14 protein-coding genes, 1 tRNA gene and 1 riboswitch are annotated in these 15,127 nt (G+C 71.8%); of the genes, 8 read left to right on the top strand and 7 right to left on the bottom strand.

Annotated elements, in window-relative coordinates:
• Window positions 1-47: 47 nt before the first annotated feature.
• The gene (locus HQQ78_RS11110) at window positions 48-1,217 is read right to left on the bottom strand and encodes an SGNH/GDSL hydrolase family protein (RefSeq protein WP_173153221.1); all 1,170 of its coding nucleotides are present in this window, start codon (window positions 1,215-1,217) and stop codon (window positions 48-50) included.
• Between the two features lie 58 nt (window positions 1,218-1,275).
• Window positions 1,276-2,967 carry an ABC-F family ATP-binding cassette domain-containing protein gene (locus HQQ78_RS11105; protein WP_056043269.1) on the bottom strand — a complete coding sequence of 564 codons (1,692 nt, stop codon included), beginning with the start codon at window positions 2,965-2,967 and terminating at the stop codon, window positions 1,276-1,278.
• A gap of 78 nt (window positions 2,968-3,045) precedes the next feature.
• Between HQQ78_RS11105 and HQQ78_RS11100 the strand changes: the two genes are divergently transcribed.
• Window positions 3,046-3,231: a PspC domain-containing protein gene (locus HQQ78_RS11100; protein ID WP_054147120.1), complete on the top strand. Its 186-nt coding sequence runs from the start codon at window positions 3,046-3,048 to the stop codon at window positions 3,229-3,231.
• A gap of 115 nt (window positions 3,232-3,346) precedes the next feature.
• Here HQQ78_RS11100 and HQQ78_RS11095 read toward each other — a convergent pair whose 3' ends face one another.
• Together HQQ78_RS11095 and clpS are read right to left on the bottom strand one after the other, a co-directional pair.
• On the bottom strand, window positions 3,347-3,823 hold the full coding sequence (locus tag HQQ78_RS11095; protein ID WP_342211755.1) for a DUF2017 domain-containing protein: 477 nt from the start codon (window positions 3,821-3,823) through the stop codon (window positions 3,347-3,349).
• A complete protein-coding gene (gene clpS, locus HQQ78_RS11090) occupies window positions 3,820-4,125 on the bottom strand; it encodes an ATP-dependent Clp protease adapter ClpS (protein WP_056043262.1) in 306 nt (101 codons plus the stop codon). Before clpS ends, HQQ78_RS11095 begins: the two co-directional genes overlap by 4 nt.
• A gap of 60 nt (window positions 4,126-4,185) precedes the next feature.
• Window positions 4,186-4,269: riboswitch (ZMP/ZTP riboswitch) on the top strand.
• Window positions 4,270-4,313: 44 nt separating this feature from the next.
• On the opposite strand from clpS, the gene glyA reads away from it, so the two are divergent.
• Both glyA and HQQ78_RS11080 read left to right on the top strand, forming a co-directional pair.
• The gene (gene glyA, locus HQQ78_RS11085; protein ID WP_082460133.1) at window positions 4,314-5,630 is read left to right on the top strand and encodes a serine hydroxymethyltransferase; all 1,317 of its coding nucleotides are present in this window, start codon (window positions 4,314-4,316) and stop codon (window positions 5,628-5,630) included.
• A 62-nt stretch (window positions 5,631-5,692) separates the two neighbouring features.
• Window positions 5,693-6,610: a bifunctional methylenetetrahydrofolate dehydrogenase/methenyltetrahydrofolate cyclohydrolase gene (locus HQQ78_RS11080; protein ID WP_173154823.1), complete on the top strand. Its 918-nt coding sequence runs from the start codon at window positions 5,693-5,695 to the stop codon at window positions 6,608-6,610.
• A 608-nt stretch (window positions 6,611-7,218) separates the two neighbouring features.
• On the opposite strand, the gene galK is transcribed toward HQQ78_RS11080, so the two are convergent.
• The gene (gene galK / locus HQQ78_RS11075; RefSeq protein ID WP_173153213.1) at window positions 7,219-8,424 is read right to left on the bottom strand and encodes a galactokinase; all 1,206 of its coding nucleotides are present in this window, start codon (window positions 8,422-8,424) and stop codon (window positions 7,219-7,221) included.
• A complete protein-coding gene (gene galT, locus HQQ78_RS11070; RefSeq protein ID WP_054146884.1) occupies window positions 8,421-9,524 on the bottom strand; it encodes a galactose-1-phosphate uridylyltransferase in 1,104 nt (367 codons plus the stop codon). The genes galK and galT overlap by 4 nt, the downstream gene beginning before the upstream one ends.
• 79 nt (window positions 9,525-9,603) lie before the next feature.
• Between galT and HQQ78_RS11065 the strand changes: the two genes are divergently transcribed.
• Window positions 9,604-10,470, top strand: a complete 867-nt coding sequence (locus tag HQQ78_RS11065) for a DeoR/GlpR family DNA-binding transcription regulator (RefSeq protein WP_233568449.1) — start codon at window positions 9,604-9,606, stop codon at window positions 10,468-10,470.
• Window positions 10,471-10,540: 70 nt separating this feature from the next.
• Window positions 10,541-11,482, top strand: coding sequence for an aldose 1-epimerase family protein (locus HQQ78_RS11060; RefSeq protein WP_173153209.1), 942 nt, complete (start codon window positions 10,541-10,543; stop codon window positions 11,480-11,482).
• Window positions 11,483-11,926: 444 nt separating this feature from the next.
• Here the strand turns inward: HQQ78_RS11060 and HQQ78_RS11055 are convergent.
• Window positions 11,927-11,999 (bottom strand) — tRNA-Lys (locus HQQ78_RS11055).
• A 158-nt stretch (window positions 12,000-12,157) separates the two neighbouring features.
• Here HQQ78_RS11055 and HQQ78_RS11050 point away from each other — a divergent pair.
• The 3 genes from HQQ78_RS11050 (at window position 12,158) to HQQ78_RS15915 (ending at window position 15,126) form a co-directional block, all read left to right on the top strand.
• A complete protein-coding gene (locus tag HQQ78_RS11050; RefSeq protein WP_055977451.1) occupies window positions 12,158-12,787 on the top strand; it encodes a hypothetical protein in 630 nt (209 codons plus the stop codon).
• Between the two features lie 801 nt (window positions 12,788-13,588).
• Complete coding sequence (locus HQQ78_RS11045; RefSeq protein ID WP_056043251.1) at window positions 13,589-14,185, top strand: sigma-70 family RNA polymerase sigma factor; 597 nt, start codon at window positions 13,589-13,591, stop codon at window positions 14,183-14,185.
• Window positions 14,182-15,126, top strand: coding sequence for an anti-sigma factor (locus tag HQQ78_RS15915; RefSeq protein ID WP_173153206.1), 945 nt, complete (start codon window positions 14,182-14,184; stop codon window positions 15,124-15,126). The genes HQQ78_RS11045 and HQQ78_RS15915 overlap by 4 nt, the downstream gene beginning before the upstream one ends.
• Window position 15,127: the final 1 nt, after the last annotated feature.

Raw genomic sequence — 15,127 nt, 5'->3', positions numbered from 1 at the left:
CCTCGCGTGCGGGCCGAACCACGATTCGGGACCACTCGACGGGTCGCTCAGTCGACGCTGAGCTTCTCGAGCACGAAGTCGGCGATGACGCGTTGGCCGGCGTCGTTCGGGTGCACTCCGTCGGCCGAGAGCAGCGAGGCGACCCCGTCGGCTGGCAGGGCGTCGGCGAGGTCGACGTAGGCGCTGCCGGTCTCGGCCGCGAGGCGCTGCACGACGGCGTCGTACTCGGCGGCATCGCCGGCCAGCCCCTCGGTGAGGTTCGTGCCCGGCACGAACTCGCCCATCAGCAGGACCGACGGCGGGTCGTCGAGGCTCTGCAGGCCGTCGATCAGGGTGCGGTAGTCGTCCTCGAACTGGTCCGGCGTACGGCTGAACGCGTCGTTGGCGCCGAGCGTGATCGTGACCAGGTCGGGCTTGGTCGCGGCGATCGAGTCGAGGAACCCGGGCAGGTCGGCCGTGAAGGTGCGGGCCGTGGCGCCGGAGCGGGACGAGTCGAAGAGCGTGATGCCGCGGTCGCGATCGCCGTCGAAGGCGGTCAGACCCTCGAGGTCGACCGGCGTCTGCGCGTGGATCGTCACGGTGTGTGCGCCCGCGTCGAGCCCGGTCACCGACGTGATCCCGCTGGTGGCCATGGAGTCGCGGGTGTCGACCTCGATCGCCTCGCCGTCGTCGACGGTGTAGTCGAAGGTGCCGCGTCCGCTCGACCACCAGAGGTCGAGGTCGGTGCCCGTGAACGGGTACGTGGTGGTCGCGCCGGCACCGAGGGTGACCGCGCGGTAGCCGAGGTCGGCGGTGCGGGACGACGCCGACACCGACCCCTCGCTGCTCGAGGCCCAGCGGGCCCAGGTCGACGCCGGGGGAGCGACGGCGAACGCGGCCGGCCGGTAGCCGACCCCGCCCGGAACGTCGTCGGTCGGGTAGCGCTCGCGCAGGCCGTCGAGGGTCAGGTCGATCCACCGGGAGTCCACGGTCGAGGCGCCCATGCCCTCGGAGATCGAGTCGCCGACGGCGACCCAGCGGGCGGAGTAGTCGTCGCGGGCGTCGAGGGCGGTCGCCCAGTCGGCGAGCTCCGAGGAGGCGCGGGTCGGCTGGGGAGAGGAGGTCCCGTCCGTGGAGGCGCCGCCCGTGGGCTCGCTCGGGGCGGTCGGGCCCGCCGTGCAGCCCGTGAGCAGGGCGAGGGCAGCGGCGACCGCGACCAGTCGGGTGGTTCGGGTCATGACGACGACGGTAGTCGAGGGGCGCGGGGGTCGTTCACCGGCGACGGCGTCGGCGCCCTCACGACTCGGTGACGGTGCCGCCCTCGACCCTCCAGTGGCGATCGAGCCGGACCGTCTCGAGCATGCGCCGGTCGTGCGTGACGAGCAGCAGCGTGCCGTCGTACGACTCGAGGGCCTGCTCGAGCTGCTCGATGGCGGCGAGGTCGAGGTGGTTCGTGGGCTCGTCGAGCACGAGCACGTTGACGCCTCGGGCCTGCAGCAGGGCGAGGCCGGCACGGGTGCGCTCGCCGGGCGAGAGCTCGTCGACCGGACGCGAGACGTGGTCGGCCTTGAGCCCGAACTTGGCGAGCAGCGTCCGCACCTCGGCCTGGGGCCAGTCCGGCACGAGCGCCTCGAACGCGTCGGCCAACGGCACGTCGCCGGCCAGGAGTGCCCTGGCCTGGTCGATCTCGCCGACGGCGATGCTGGCTCCGCGACTCGCGCCTCCTTCGCTGGGGGCCTGGCGGCCGAGCAGGCCGCGCAGCAGGGTCGACTTGCCGGCGCCGTTCGGGCCGGTGATGCCGATGCGGTCGCCGCCGTCCACCTGCAGCGACACCGGACCGAGCACGAACTCGCCCGTCGCGGGGTCGCCCTGGCGGAACACCGCACCGCTGAGGGTCGAGACGACCGAGCTCGACCGGGGTGCGGCGCCGATCGTGAACTCGAGCTGCCACTCTTTGCGGGGCTCGTCGACCTCGTCGAGGCGGGCGATGCGGCTCTCCATCTGGCGGACCTTCTGGGCCTGCTTCTCGCTCGACTCGGCCGAGGCCTTCCGACGGATCTTGTCGTTGTCGGGGGCCTTCTTCATCGCGTTGCGGACGCCCTGGCTCGACCACTCGCGCTGCGTGCGGGCGCGGCCGACGAGGTCGGCCTTCTTCTCGGCGAACTCGTCGTAGGCCTCGCGGGCGTGACGGCGGGCCGTCTCGCGCTCATCGAGGTAGGCGTCGTAGCCGCCGCCGAAGACGCGGTTCGACGACTGCGCGAGGTCGAGCTCGAGCACCTTCGTCACGCATCGGGCGAGGAACTCGCGGTCGTGGCTGACGAGGACGATGCCGCCCCGCTGCCCCTGCACGAAACGCTCGAGTCGTTCGAGGCCGTCGAGGTCGAGGTCGTTCGTGGGCTCGTCGAGCAGCGCGACGTCGAAGCGGCTGAGCAGCAGGGCGGCGAGGCCGACGCGGGCGGCCTGGCCTCCGCTGAGGCCGGTCATCGGGCTGTCGGGGCCGACGGCTCCGTCGCCGTCACGGTCGAGGCCGAGGTCGGCGAGCACCTGCGGCAGGCGGTCGTCGAGGTCGGCGGCGCCGCTGGCGAGCCACCGGTCGAGGGCGGTCGAGTAGACGTCGGCGGGTTCGAGGCCGTCGGCTCGGGGCGCCGGGTCGGGGTCGCCGAGGGCGGCGGCGGCGGCGTCCATCTCGGCGGTGGCCTGCGTGCTGCCCGTGCGGCGGCCGATGTAGTCGGCGACGGTCTCTCCGGGCACGCGCTCGTGCTCCTGCGGCAGCCAGCCGACGAAGGCGTCGCCGGGGTTGAGGGTGATCGTGCCGGCCTGCGGCTCGTCGACCCCCGCCAGGAGGCGCAGCAACGTCGACTTGCCGGCCCCGTTCACGCCCACCACCCCCACGACGTCACCCGGGGCGACGGTCAGGTCGAGGTCGTCGAAGAGGGTGCGGTGCCCGTGGCCGCCGGCCAGGCCCTTGGCCACGAGTGAAGCGCTCATCCGGCCATTCTCGCGTACCGGGCGCCGGCCCGCGAGGCGGCCCTGGCGCCCTCCAGGCGGGGCTGGCATGCTCGGGGCATGGCCTCCCTCACTCGTCCCCGCCGCGGCAAGATCATCGCCGGAGTCTGCGCCGCCCTCGCGAACCGCTTCGGCATCAGCGCCTTCCTGGTGCGCCTGATCTTCGTGCTGTCGATCATCCTCCCGGGGCCCCAGGTGCTCGTGTACCTCGTGCTCTGGGTCGTGTTCCCGAAGGAGAACCGCTAGACCTCGTCCCACGGGTCTGCTGATCGCCGGGTCGCGGCCCTCGCCCTGCGGGGCGCCGGGCGCGTGGCGCCGGGTTCGGGCGCCGGGCGCGTGGCGCCGGGTTCGGGGCGCTGGGTCAGCCCTTGGGCAGGGACCGCAGCAGCGCCTCCTGCAGGTAGCCCAGCCAGTCGAAGACGTGGCCCATCGCCTGCAGCTGTCGGTCACCGCCCTCGGGGAGGCCGTCGCCCGTGACCCCCAGGCGCTCGCCGAGGGTCAGGCGCAGGTCGTTGAGGGTGCGCAGCCACGACTGCTGGGCGGCACGGTCGAGCGTCGACCCCGGTTCGCCGAGCGTCGCCAGCACCGCCCGGCCGTTCTCGACCTTGCGCCGGGTCAGGTCGTCGGCCGTGAACCGCCGGAACTCGGCGGCCGCCTCGGCGTCGTCGCGGTACGCCGCCGGCAGGAGGCGCGCCAGGGCCGGATCGCCCTCGTCACCGTTCTCGAGCAGCGACAGCAGTTGACCCACCAGGTCGGTGAGCAGGCCCCGCTCGTCGGCGTCGAGCCGCACGCGGATCTCGTCGCCGCCCCGGGGGCGGACGAACGGCACCAGCGTCACGCCTCGTCCTCCTTCGAGAGGGTCGCCCACAGGCCGTAGTCGTGCATCGCCTCGACGTGCCGCTCCATCGCTTCGCGGTTGCCCGTGGCGACGACCGCACGACCCTCGGTGTGTACCCGCATCATCAGGCGCTTCGCCTCGGCCCGGCCGAAGCCGAAGTAGGTCTCGAAGACGTGCGTGACGTAGGTCATCAGGTTGACCGGGTCATCCCAGACGAGCGTCACCCAGGGGGTGTCGGGCGAGGTCAGGAGGCGCTGGTCGGCCTCCGTTCCCGTGCGGGTGTCGTCGAGGGTGGGGCTCACCCGTCCAGGGTGTCACACGGTCGCCGAGCGGGTTCCCCGTCAGGGGTCGTCTTGTTATGCTGTGCGGGTCGCGACTGGCGTTCAGATGGTCACCATCGGGGAGCGACTGACACACGTGCGTGGCCGTACGCCTGGGCCACGACATCCGACCTCCGTCCGTCCCGTGTGCCAAGGAGTCCTCCGTGACCATCTCCGACCAGACCAGCGCCCAGACCGCCGCCTCGTCCGCCGAGTCGACCGATCGCCAGCCGTCGACCTTCAACCAGCCGCTCTCGGTCGTCGACCCCGAGATCGCCGCCGTCCTCGAGCAAGAGCTGGGGCGCCAGCGCGACTACCTCGAGATGATCGCCTCCGAGAACTTCGTGCCGCGTGCCGTGCTCGAGTCGCAGGGTTCGGTGCTGACGAACAAGTACGCCGAGGGCTACCCGGGTCGTCGCTACTACGGCGGTTGCGAGTTCGTCGACGTAGCCGAGAACCTCGCCATCGAGCGCGCCAAGTCGCTGTTCGGCGCCGAGTTCGCCAACGTCCAGCCGCACTCGGGTGCCCAGGCGAACGCCGCCGTGCTCGCCGCGATCGCCGACATCGGCGACACGATCCTCGGTCTCGAGCTGTCGCACGGCGGCCACCTGACCCACGGCATGAAGCTCAACTTCTCGGGCAAGATGTACAAGGCCGTGGCCTACGAGGTCGACCCCGAGACCTACCTGATCGACATGGACGTCGTCCGTCGCCAGGCGATCGAGCACCAGCCCAAGGTCATCATCGCCGGCTGGTCGGCCTACCCCCGTCAGCTCGACTTCGCGGCCTTCCGTGCCATCGCCGACGAGGTGGGCGCCTACCTCTGGGTCGACATGGCGCACTTCGCCGGCCTCGTGGCCGCGGGCCTGCACCCGTCGCCCCTGCCGCACGCGCACGTGGTCTCGTCGACGGTGCACAAGACCCTCGCGGGTCCCCGCTCGGGCGTGATCCTCTCGAACCACGAGCCCCTGTTCAAGAAGCTCAACTCGGCCGTGTTCCCGGGCCAGCAGGGCGGCCCCCTGATGCACGTCATCGCGGCCAAGGCGACGGCGTTCAAGCTCGCCGCCGAGCCCGAGTTCAAGGACCGTCAGGAGCGCACCATCCGCGGCGCCCAGGCCCTCGCGGCCCGCCTCACGGCCGACGACGCCAAGGCCGCCGGGGTCGACGTGCTGACCGGTGGCACCGACGTGCACCTGGTGCTCGTCGACCTGCGCGCCAGCGAGGTCGACGGCAAGCAGGCCGAGAACCTGCTGCACGACGTCGGCATCACGGTGAACCGCAACTCGGTGCCGTGGGACCCCCGCCCGCCGATGGTCACCTCGGGCGTGCGCATCGGCACGTCGGCCCTCGCCACCCGCGGCTTCTCGGATGACGAATTCGCCGAGGTCGCCGACATCATCGCGCTCACGCTGATGCCCTCGCCCGACGTCGAGGCCCTCGCGGCCCGCGTCAAGGCGCTGACCGACGCGTTCCCGCTCTACGCGTGAGCGCTGACGTCGCGGCCGGGACTCCGGCGGGCGTCGGGGTCGAGGCCTCGTCACGGGGTGCGGTGGGCGTCGAGCGTGCCCGTTTCGTCCCCGGCGACGACTCGTCCGCTGTGAAGATCGACGGCACGGCTCTGGCCGCCGCGGTCAAGGACGACCTGCGCCTCCGGGTGGACGCCCTCAAGGCCCGGGGCATCGCGCCGGGACTCGGGACGATCCTGGTCGGGGCGAACCCCGGTTCGCTGTCCTACGTCGCGGGCAAGCACCGTGACTGCGCCGAGGTCGGCATCGAGTCGATCCGCATCGATCTGCCCGACACGGCGACCGAGGACGAGATCCGTCGGGCGATCGAGACGATGAACGCCGACCCCGCGGTCACGGCGTTCATCATCCAGTTGCCGTTGCCCGCCGGCATCGACCCGACGGCGATGCTCGAGCTCATGGACCCGGCCAAGGACGCCGACGGCCTGCACCCGGTCAACCTCGGCGAGCTCGTGCTGGCCGTGCCCGGCGGCAAGGGGTCGATCGACACGCCCCTGCCCTGCACGCCGCGCGGCATCGTCGAGATGCTGCACGCCTACGACATCCCGATCGCGGGGACGCACGTCACGATCATCGGCCAGGGGCTGACGGTCGGGCGGCCGCTCGGGTTGCTGTTGACCCGCCTCGAGGCGACGGCGACGCTGACGCACTCCCGGACGGTCGACGTCGCCGCCGAGGTGCGCCGGGCCGACATCGTCGTGGCCGCCGCGGGCGTCGCGGGGCTGGTCAAGCCGGACTGGGTGAAGCCCGGGGCCGCCGTGATCGACGTGGGCATCACCCGCGTGCTGAACGAGGAGACGGGCAAGTACAAGCTGCGCGGAGACGTCGACCCGGCCGTCGCCGCGGTCGCGGGCTTCCAGTCGCCCGTGCCGGGTGGGGTCGGGCCGATGACCCGGGCCATGCTGCTGAAGAACGTGGTCGAGGCCGCCGAGCGTCCCTGACGCCGGGGCCTGCCGGGCGTGCTGCCGCTGCCCGCACCACGCCCGGAGATGAGCACAGCGCCAGGTTTTCCCCTGGTGCTGTGCCCATCTCGTGGTGCTGTGCCCATCTCGTGGTGCGCTGGCCGTCCCGTGGTGCTGAGTCGGGGTCGTGCCGGCATCCCGCCACGAATTCGACACGCCGCCACGCAATGACGTGGCGGCGTATTCATCTCGTGGCGGGGAGCACTGCCGCCGCTCCCACCACGCCCGGAGATGAGCACAGCGCCAGGTTTTCCCCTGGCGCTGTGCTCATCTCGTGGTGCTGTGCCCACCTCGTGGTGCGCTGGCCGTCCCGTGGTGCTGAGTCGAGGTCGTGCCGGCATCCCGCCACGAACTCGACACGCCGCCACGCAATGACGTGGCGGCGTATTTATCTCGTGGCGGGGAGCACTGCCGCCGCTCCCACCACGCCAGAAGATGGGCACCGCGCCAGGTTTTCCCCTGGTGCTGTGCCCATCTCGTGGTGCGATGCCCAACTCGTGGCGCGATGCTCAACTCGTGGTGCTGTGCCCATCTCGTGGCGCAGCACCCACGCCTCGGTGCCGTACCCGTCTCAGGGCAGCCCGGCGTCAGGCGTCGCGGCGGGCGCCCTCGGCGGCGTGCACCGTGAAGACGGTCGGAGCCGTGTAGCCGGCCTCGGCGAAGGCGGCGACGATCGCGGCTTCGACGTCGGCGCGGGCCTCGGTGGGGACGAGCGCGATGGCCGACCCGCCGAAACCGCCACCCGTCATGCGGGCACCCACGGCACCGGTCGCCTGGGCGGTGGCGACGGCGAGGTCCAACTCGGGGACCGAGATCTCGAAGTCGTCGCGCATCGACACGTGCGAGGCGTCGAGCAGATGGCCGATCGCCTGCGGGCCGTCGGTGCGCAGCGTGCGGACGGTGTCGAGCACGCGCTGGTTCTCGGTGACGACGTGACGGACGCGACGGAAGGTCTCGTCGTCGAGCAGCTCTTCGGCCCGAACGAGGTCGTCGGCGTCGAGGTCGCGCAGGGAGTCGACGCCGAGGGCGGCGGCACCCTTCTCGCACGACGCGCGACGCTCGACGTAGCCGCCGGTGGCGTGGGCGTGCTCGACGTGCGTGTCGACGACGAGCACCTCGAGGCCGGCGGCGGCGAAGCCGAGGTCGACGACGTCGGCGTCGAGGCTGCGGCAGTCGAGGAACACGCCCGAGTCGGCCTCACCCAGCAGCGACGCGGACTGGTCCATGATGCCCGTCGGTGCGCCGACGACCTCGTTCTCGGCGAGTTGCCCGACCGCGGCCAGGGCCGAGCGGTTGACGTCCAGCGACCAGAGCTCGGCGAAGGCCACGGCCACCGAGCACTCGAGCGCCGCGGACGACGAGAGCCCTGCGCCGACCGGCACCTCGGACTCGACGAACAGGTCGAGGCCGGGGACGCCGGACAGGTCGATGGTCGACAGGTCGCCCCCGGCGGCCGCGAACGAGGGTGAGTCGGCGCGGTCGTGTGCGACCGACAACGCCCAGGCGATGCCGAGGGCGTACGCCGACCAACCCGACATCGATGCCGGGTCGAGGTCGTCGAGCGACACCTCGTGCACGCCGCCCTCGAACGACGACGCCACGCGCAGCAGGCGGTCGTCGCGCCGACCGACGGTGACGGTGGTGCGTCGGTCGATGGCGAAGGGCAGCACGAAGCCGTCGTTGTAGTCGGTGTGCTCGCCGATGAGGTTCACGCGGCCCGGGGCGGACCAGCGTCCGGCGACCTCGGTGTCGAAGACCTCGCGGAAGCCCTGGGGAGTGGTGGTGTCGGTCATGATCGCTCGATCGCCTCTCGGATTCGGTCGGCCTGCACCTCGGGGACGAGGTCGCCCACCCAGGCTCCCATCGCCGCCTCGGAGCCTGCCAGGAACTTCAACTTGCTCTCGGCCCGGCGAGGCGAGGTGATCTGCAGCATCAGGCGCACGGTGTCGCGTCCGACGCCGACCGGGGCCTGGTGCCAGGCGGCGATGTAGGGCGTCGGGTCGTCGTACAGGCCGTCGACACCGCGCAGGAGGCGCCGGTACATGACCGCGAGCTCGTCGCGTTCGTCGTCGGTCAGCGCCGCGAAGTCGGGGGCGTGACGGTGCGGCAGCAGGTGGATCTCGATGGGCCATCGCGCGGCGAACGGGACGAACGCCGTGAAGTGCTCGCCTGCGAGGACGACGCGGGGGCCGGAGCGTTCGCGGTCGAGCAGGTCGGCGAAGAGGGTCGGCCCGTAGGTCTCGATGCTGTCGAGTAGCCGCGTGGTGCGCGGCGTGACGTAGGGGTAGGCGTAGATCTGACCGTGCGGGTGGTGCAGGGTGACGCCGATGGCCTGGCCGCGGTTCTCGAAGGGGAACACCTGCTGGATGCCGGGCAGCGCCGACAGGGCGGCCGTGCGGTCGGCCCAGGCCTCGACCACGGTGCGGGCGCGTGACTCGCTCAGGTCGGCGAACGACCCGTGGGTCTCGGGGCTGAAGCAGACGACCTCGCACCGGCCGACGCTGCGCAGGGTGCGTTCGAGGCCGATGCGGGTCAGGTCGTCGAGGCCCTCGGGAGCGTCGTCGCTCTCGAGCAGCGGCCCGAACGACGGCGAGCGGTTCTCGAACACGGCGACGTCGTAGACGTCGGGGATCTCGGACGGGTTGGTCTCGCTGGCCGGCGCCAACGGGTCGAGCTCGGCCGGGGGCAGGAACACGCGGTTCTGCCGCGACGCGGCGATCGAGACCCACTCGCCGGTGAGGACGTCCTGTCGCATGGTCGCCGTGTCGGGCCGTGGATCGAGCGTGCGCGCGTCGACGCGGCGCTCCGCCGTGAGCGTGGTGTCGGCGTCGTCGAAGTAGATGAGTTCGCGACCGTCGGACAGGACCGTCGCGCGTTTCGTGATGGACGACATCGCGCCTCCTTCAGTTCGGGGCACTCGCGACCACGATTTGCAGTTGCGAAAGTACGTGAAAGCATACGAAACTAGCCGGGTGAACGGCAACTCGACCCCGCCCCCGGTGCCGCAGCCCGCGGCGCTGCCGGGCGAGCGGCGCCGCGACCGCATCGCCGACCTCGTCGGGCGTCGCGGCTTCGTCCGCACGGCCGAGCTGGCGCGCGAGTTCCGGCTGTCCGAGGTGACGATCCGCACCGACCTCGAGAGCCTGGCGGCCGACGGCCTCCTCTCGCGCGTGCACGGCGGGGCGCTGTCCGTCGACCGCCCGGCCGAGCGACCGTTCGAAGAAGAGAGCTCGGTCTCGACCGAGGCCAAGCGGGCCATCGGGGTCGAGGCCGCGTCGCTCGTGCGGTCGGGCGACTGCGTCGTGCTCGACGTCGGCACGACCACCACCCAGATCGCTCTGGCCCTGCTCGAACGGCACGACCTCGAGGGCGTCGTGGTCGTGACGAACGGCCTCACCATCGCGCTGGCGCTCGAGCAGGCCGTGCCCCGGTTCACGGTCATCGTGTCCGGCGGCACCCTGCGGCCGTTGCAGCACTCTCTGGTCAACCCGCTGGCGACGAGCGTGTTCGCGAGCGTCACGGCCGACCTGGCGTTCATCGGCTGCACCGGCGTCCACGCCCTGCACGGGGTGACGAACGTCAACCTGCCCGAGACCGACCTCAAGCGCCTCATGACCCAGACCGCCCGCCGGTCGTACATCGTCGCCGACGGCAGCAAGCTCGGCGAGGCCCACCTCGGCGTCATCGGTCCGCTCGACACCTTCGAGGCGCTCATCACGGCGGGGGCCGACGAGGCGCCCGTCGCCGAGCTGCGTCGAGCCGGCCTCGCCGTCGTCACCGCAGGAGGCGCGGGCGAGGTCGACGCGCCTCCTCGCGACCCTGCCCCCTCGCGTCCCTGAGCCCCGGCCCCCGTCGCGGGGCCTCGAGCGATCCCGGACGCCACCGACACCCGAGAGCGAGACTGGAACGATGACGACGAGCAGCCCGACCGGAGAACAGTACGACCTCGCCCTGGAGCACGACGGGCACCGCGTCACGGGTGTGGTCACGCAGGTGGCGGCGGGCATCCGCGCGCTGGCCGTCGACGGCATCGCCCTCACCGAGACCTTCGGTGCCGACGAGGTGCCGCCGTCCGCCTGCGGCATCACCCTCGTGCCCTGGCCGAACCGGGTCGCGCGCGGCCGATGGACGCTCGACGGCCGTGAGCAGCAGCTCGACCTGACCGAGCCGTCCAAGGGCAACGCCAGCCACGGGCTGCTGCGCTACACGGCCTACCAGGTGGTCGACCGCGAGCCCCACGCCGTGACGCTCGGAGCGACGGTGTTCCCCCAGCACGGCTATCCGTTCGAGCTCGACACGAGCGTGCGGCACAAGCTCGTCCCGGACGGCATGGTCGTGACGCACACCATCACGAACGTCGGCCCGGACCGGGCCCCGTTCGCCGTCGGGTCGCACCCGTTCTTCCGTGTGGGCGACCACGATCCGGCGACGCTAACCGTCACGCTGGCGGCCTCGACGCGGTACGAGACCGACGAGGCGAGCATCCCGGTCGGCACGGTGCCGGTGGCCGGCACCGCGTTCGACCTCTCGCAGGGCCCTCGCCTGGGCGACCTCGACCTCGACACGGGTTACCGCGACGTCGAGCCCGACGCCGACGGCATCCGCACGACGACCTTCACGGCCCCCGACGGCTCGGCGACCGAACTTTGGCAAGACCCGTCGTTCGAGTACGTGCAGGTGTTCACGCCCCGAAACTTCCCCCGGGACGGGGTCGAGGGGCTGGCCGTCGCCGCCGAACCGATGACGGCACCGGCCAACGCGCTGGCCTCGGGCGAGGGTCTGCGCTGGCTCGAGCCGGGCGAGACGTGGACGGGCACGTGGGGCGTGCGGTACCGGGCGTCCGGCTCATGACGATGACGTGGCGGTTCGTCGCGACTCGCTCGAGGGTCAATGTCCAGAAAACGCGAACCTGAGACCGGCACGATGCCGGGCGCGTAACGTCGACTGCTGTCTCCCCAGGGTCCCGTAACCCTGGCGTACCCCGTAACGACCGCGTCGGCTTGCCCGACATGTGTCGCGAGGAGGCCGAGCGCCCCTCCCGGCCCGAACCGGAGGGGCGCTTTCTCTCGCCCTCAACAGACTCGTCGAGACGCGGAGGCGGACAAGGCGTATGTTCTGCCCATGCCAGGTGGGTGGGACCCACCTGAAATCGGGGGACAGGATTCGGGTTCGGTCTCTCGTGGTGGGGCCGCCGCATGCGGGTGCGACGTCGGCCCCACCTTCCTGGTCGGAAGACGGCCGTCCGTGAACGCGACGACGACGTCGGAGCGATGTCGGCGACGCGACGCGTACAGGTGGGCCCCGTGGGGCTCGAACCCACGACCCGCGGATTAAAAGTCCGATGCTCTACCAACTGAGCTAGAGGCCCGTGCGCGTCCACTTTACGGGATGCCGCGCCTCCTGGCCGCCAGGCCGACCCGCGCCTCCTCGGTGTCGACGGGCGTCGACGGGTGCGCCCGGTGCAGGCGGTGGTGCCGTGGGCGAACGCCCGGCTCGGTGTCGGTGGTCGCGCCTATCGTGGGTCCGGTGCCGAGACCATTCCACCGCCCCACCCAGTTCTCGGGGTCCGAGTTCGAAGCCTTCCAGGGCGGAGACGACCCCGCGACGATGAACCGCGTCGCCCACGAGTCGGCCTCGGCCCTCGTCGCGCGCGTCAAGCACGACCCGAGCCCCGAGATCCTCGACCGGCTCGTCACCTTCACCGACCAGCACGGCATCGACGCGGTCGCCGAGCTCTGGGCCCGGGCCAGTCCCCACAGCCTGCCGGGCGCCCTCTGGCGCATCTACCTCGTGCGGGCCGTCATCCGGCAGAACCCGGTCGAGGTCACCCAGCTCTTCGAGCGCGGGGTCGAGGTCGCCACCACGATCGACCCGGTCGTCGCGGGTGCGCCGGCTCCGGCCAGCCCGGAAGAGATCCTCGAACTCGCCGACCTGATCCTCCGCGGGGTCTTCGTCGGCGACTTCGCCATCGCCCTCGAGCGGGGTGCCGCGTTCTGCCGCCTCGCCGCCGCCGGCGCCACCTCGGTCGCCGACGACCAAGACGCCGTCGGGTCCGACCGCGCGGGCGAACTCACCCGTCGCGCCCTGCGCTTCAGCGAGCTCGGGGTCGACCTCGTCGCCTGCGCCCACCTGTGGCGCGACGACAGCCTCGACTGAACGCCGCGGCCAGCACCGCGCGGGCGGGCCTGCGCCGCGCTGAGGAGGGCTGGACGGCCGAGCACCGACAGCCGACCGCCGACCGCCGACCCCCTGGACTCGACACGCGCGGACCCGCCTCGCGTTCGCACGACGCGAACTCGGCGGACCGCTCGGCCCGAGGCGGGTAAAGTCTTCTCCGTCGGGCCGCAGTAACCCCGGGCTCCAAATTTAGCCGCTTCGAGCGGCCTCGCGCCGAGAGGCGTTTCTGCGGTCCGGCGCCTCTTCCTCCCGAGGTGGGTCCTCGGTCGAGAGCCGACGTGACGACCGACCGTCGGCCTCCTTCCCTCCGGCACCGCGCCTCCTCGGCTCGTCGATGTGGGAACGTCGCGAGCAGGCGACGGCGTCGGGGGACCGCTGGATCACGGTGGGCGACGCATCGGGGCGAACCCGTCGGCTCGTCCACGGCTGTCGGTCCGCCCCTGTCGGGTTCGACACCCGGGGTCCGGCCGGGCGACACGAGCGCGCCGGGATGTTCACCCAATCCGGCGGGCCCCCCGTGCCGAATCATTGACGTGAGGGGTCCACGATCCCCCGCCGACACCCGTCCTCCCTTAGTTTCGGGCGTCGGCGGGCTGGTCTCCCTGCGATGCACCGGGCCTGAACGCCATCCCAGACGGACGCATCGCAGGGAGTCCCGTCCGCACCACGAACACACCGCACCACGAACACACCGCACCACGAACACCGCACCACATCACGATCCGCCCCGGATCGTGACCCACGACCCGACGAACAGTGCGACCGGAGGTGAACCCTGACATGCTCGAACTCGTGACCCGAGAGACAGAGACACCCGAGAGCGGGCCTGCTCCGTCGACCCCCGACATGTTGTTGCCGCGGGTCGCGCAGGGTGATCAGGCCGCTTTCGCCGAGCTGTACGACCAGACGGCGCCCCGCGTGCTGGGTCTGATCAAGCGCCTCCTGAAAGACCACGCCCAGTCCGAAGAGGTGGCCCAAGAGGTCTTCCTCGAGATCTGGCAGAACGCCACGCGCTTCGACTCCACCCGGGGCAGCGCCGCCAGCTGGATGCTCACGATGGCGCACCGACGAGCCGTCGACCGCATCCGCGCCTCCCAGGCCGGTCGCGACCGCGACCTCAAGATCGGCGTGCGCGACCTCGAGACCGACTTCGACTCGGTCACCGAGTCCGTCGAGATCCGCATCGAGCACGAGCGGGTCGAGCGGGCCCTCGGACGCCTCACCGAACTGCAACGGCAGGCGGTGAAGCTCGCCTACTACGGCGGCCTCAGCCACAGCGAGGTCGCGAAACTGTTGGACGTGCCGATCGGCACGGTCAAGACCAGACTGCGCGACGGCATGATCCGTCTGCGCGACGAGATGGGGGTGGCTTCGTGACCGACCACGACGAGCCCACGCACGGCCGCCACGCGGACGACGCGGGCACCACGAGAACCGACACCGACAACCTGTCCGGCGCCTACGTGCTCAACGCACTGAGCGACGACGAACGACACGCGTTCGAGGCACTCCTCGACGACACATCAGACCAGCACGACGACACCAGGACGGAGGTGGCCGAATTGAGAGAGACCGCATTGTTGCTCGCTCACGCGGCCCGGCCCGTCACCCCGTCGGCCGGGCTCCGCGCAAGCGTGCTCGACCTCATCGCGTCGACGCCGCAGCTCGCGCCGCTCACGGCGACGGCGGCCCCGACGAGCCCCACGGCAGACCACGACATCGCGACGACCGCAGGAGGCGCGGGTGACGACGACCACGCACGTCGCGTTGAGCGCACCCCCGCCCCCGAGATGGAGCCGAGCGAAACCGAGGGCGCCCGCGTCCTCACGCCGACCGGCGCCGCGCACCGTCGTTGGTTCACGCGCCCCGTCGCCGTCCTTGGGGCGGCCGCCGCGGCCGCCGCGCTCTTCTTCGGCGGTGGAGCCCTCGTCGAGGGCCTCGGTCAGTCCGGCCAGCAGCAAGAACAGCAGGCCTCGGGCATCGACGAGATCTACGCCGCGAGCGACTTCCAGCGCTCGGTGGCTGACGTCAGCACCGGCGGCAAGGCGACGCTCATCTGGTCGGACGAGCTCGGTCGCTCGGCCGTCGTCGTCGACGGGATGACCTCGTTGCCCGGCGACCAGACCTACGAGCTCTGGTACATCAACGATGACGGTGCCGTCCCCGCGGGGACCTTCGACGCCTCGTCGAGCGCTCCGGCCACGCACCTACTCAAGGGTGAGATGAACGCGGGCGACACGATCGGCATCACGGTCGAGCCGGCGGGAGGCTCGTCCTCGCCGACCAGCGACCCGGTCGTCGCCATCCCCAGCGCCTGAC

The organism is Frigoribacterium sp. VKM Ac-2859, assembly GCF_013204925.1.
Classification (GTDB): domain Bacteria; phylum Actinomycetota; class Actinomycetes; order Actinomycetales; family Microbacteriaceae; genus Frigoribacterium.
This window is presented reverse-complemented; position numbering and strand designations above follow the sequence as displayed.

Coding starts and splice junctions, on each gene's coding strand:
- HQQ78_RS11110 (WP_173153221.1), bottom strand. CDS start 1,217: ATGACCCGAACCACCCGACTGGTCGCGGTCGCCGCTGCCCTCGCCCTG.
- HQQ78_RS11105 (WP_056043269.1), bottom strand. CDS start 2,967: ATGAGCGCTTCACTCGTGGCCAAGGGCCTGGCCGGCGGCCACGGGCAC.
- HQQ78_RS11100 (WP_054147120.1), top strand. CDS start 3,046: ATGGCCTCCCTCACTCGTCCCCGCCGCGGCAAGATCATCGCCGGAGTC.
- galK (WP_173153213.1), bottom strand. CDS start 8,424: ATGACCGACACCACCACTCCCCAGGGCTTCCGCGAGGTCTTCGACACC.
- galT (WP_054146884.1), bottom strand. CDS start 9,524: ATGTCGTCCATCACGAAACGCGCGACGGTCCTGTCCGACGGTCGCGAA.
- HQQ78_RS11060 (WP_173153209.1), top strand. CDS start 10,541: ATGACGACGAGCAGCCCGACCGGAGAACAGTACGACCTCGCCCTGGAG.
- HQQ78_RS11045 (WP_056043251.1), top strand. CDS start 13,589: ATGCTCGAACTCGTGACCCGAGAGACAGAGACACCCGAGAGCGGGCCT.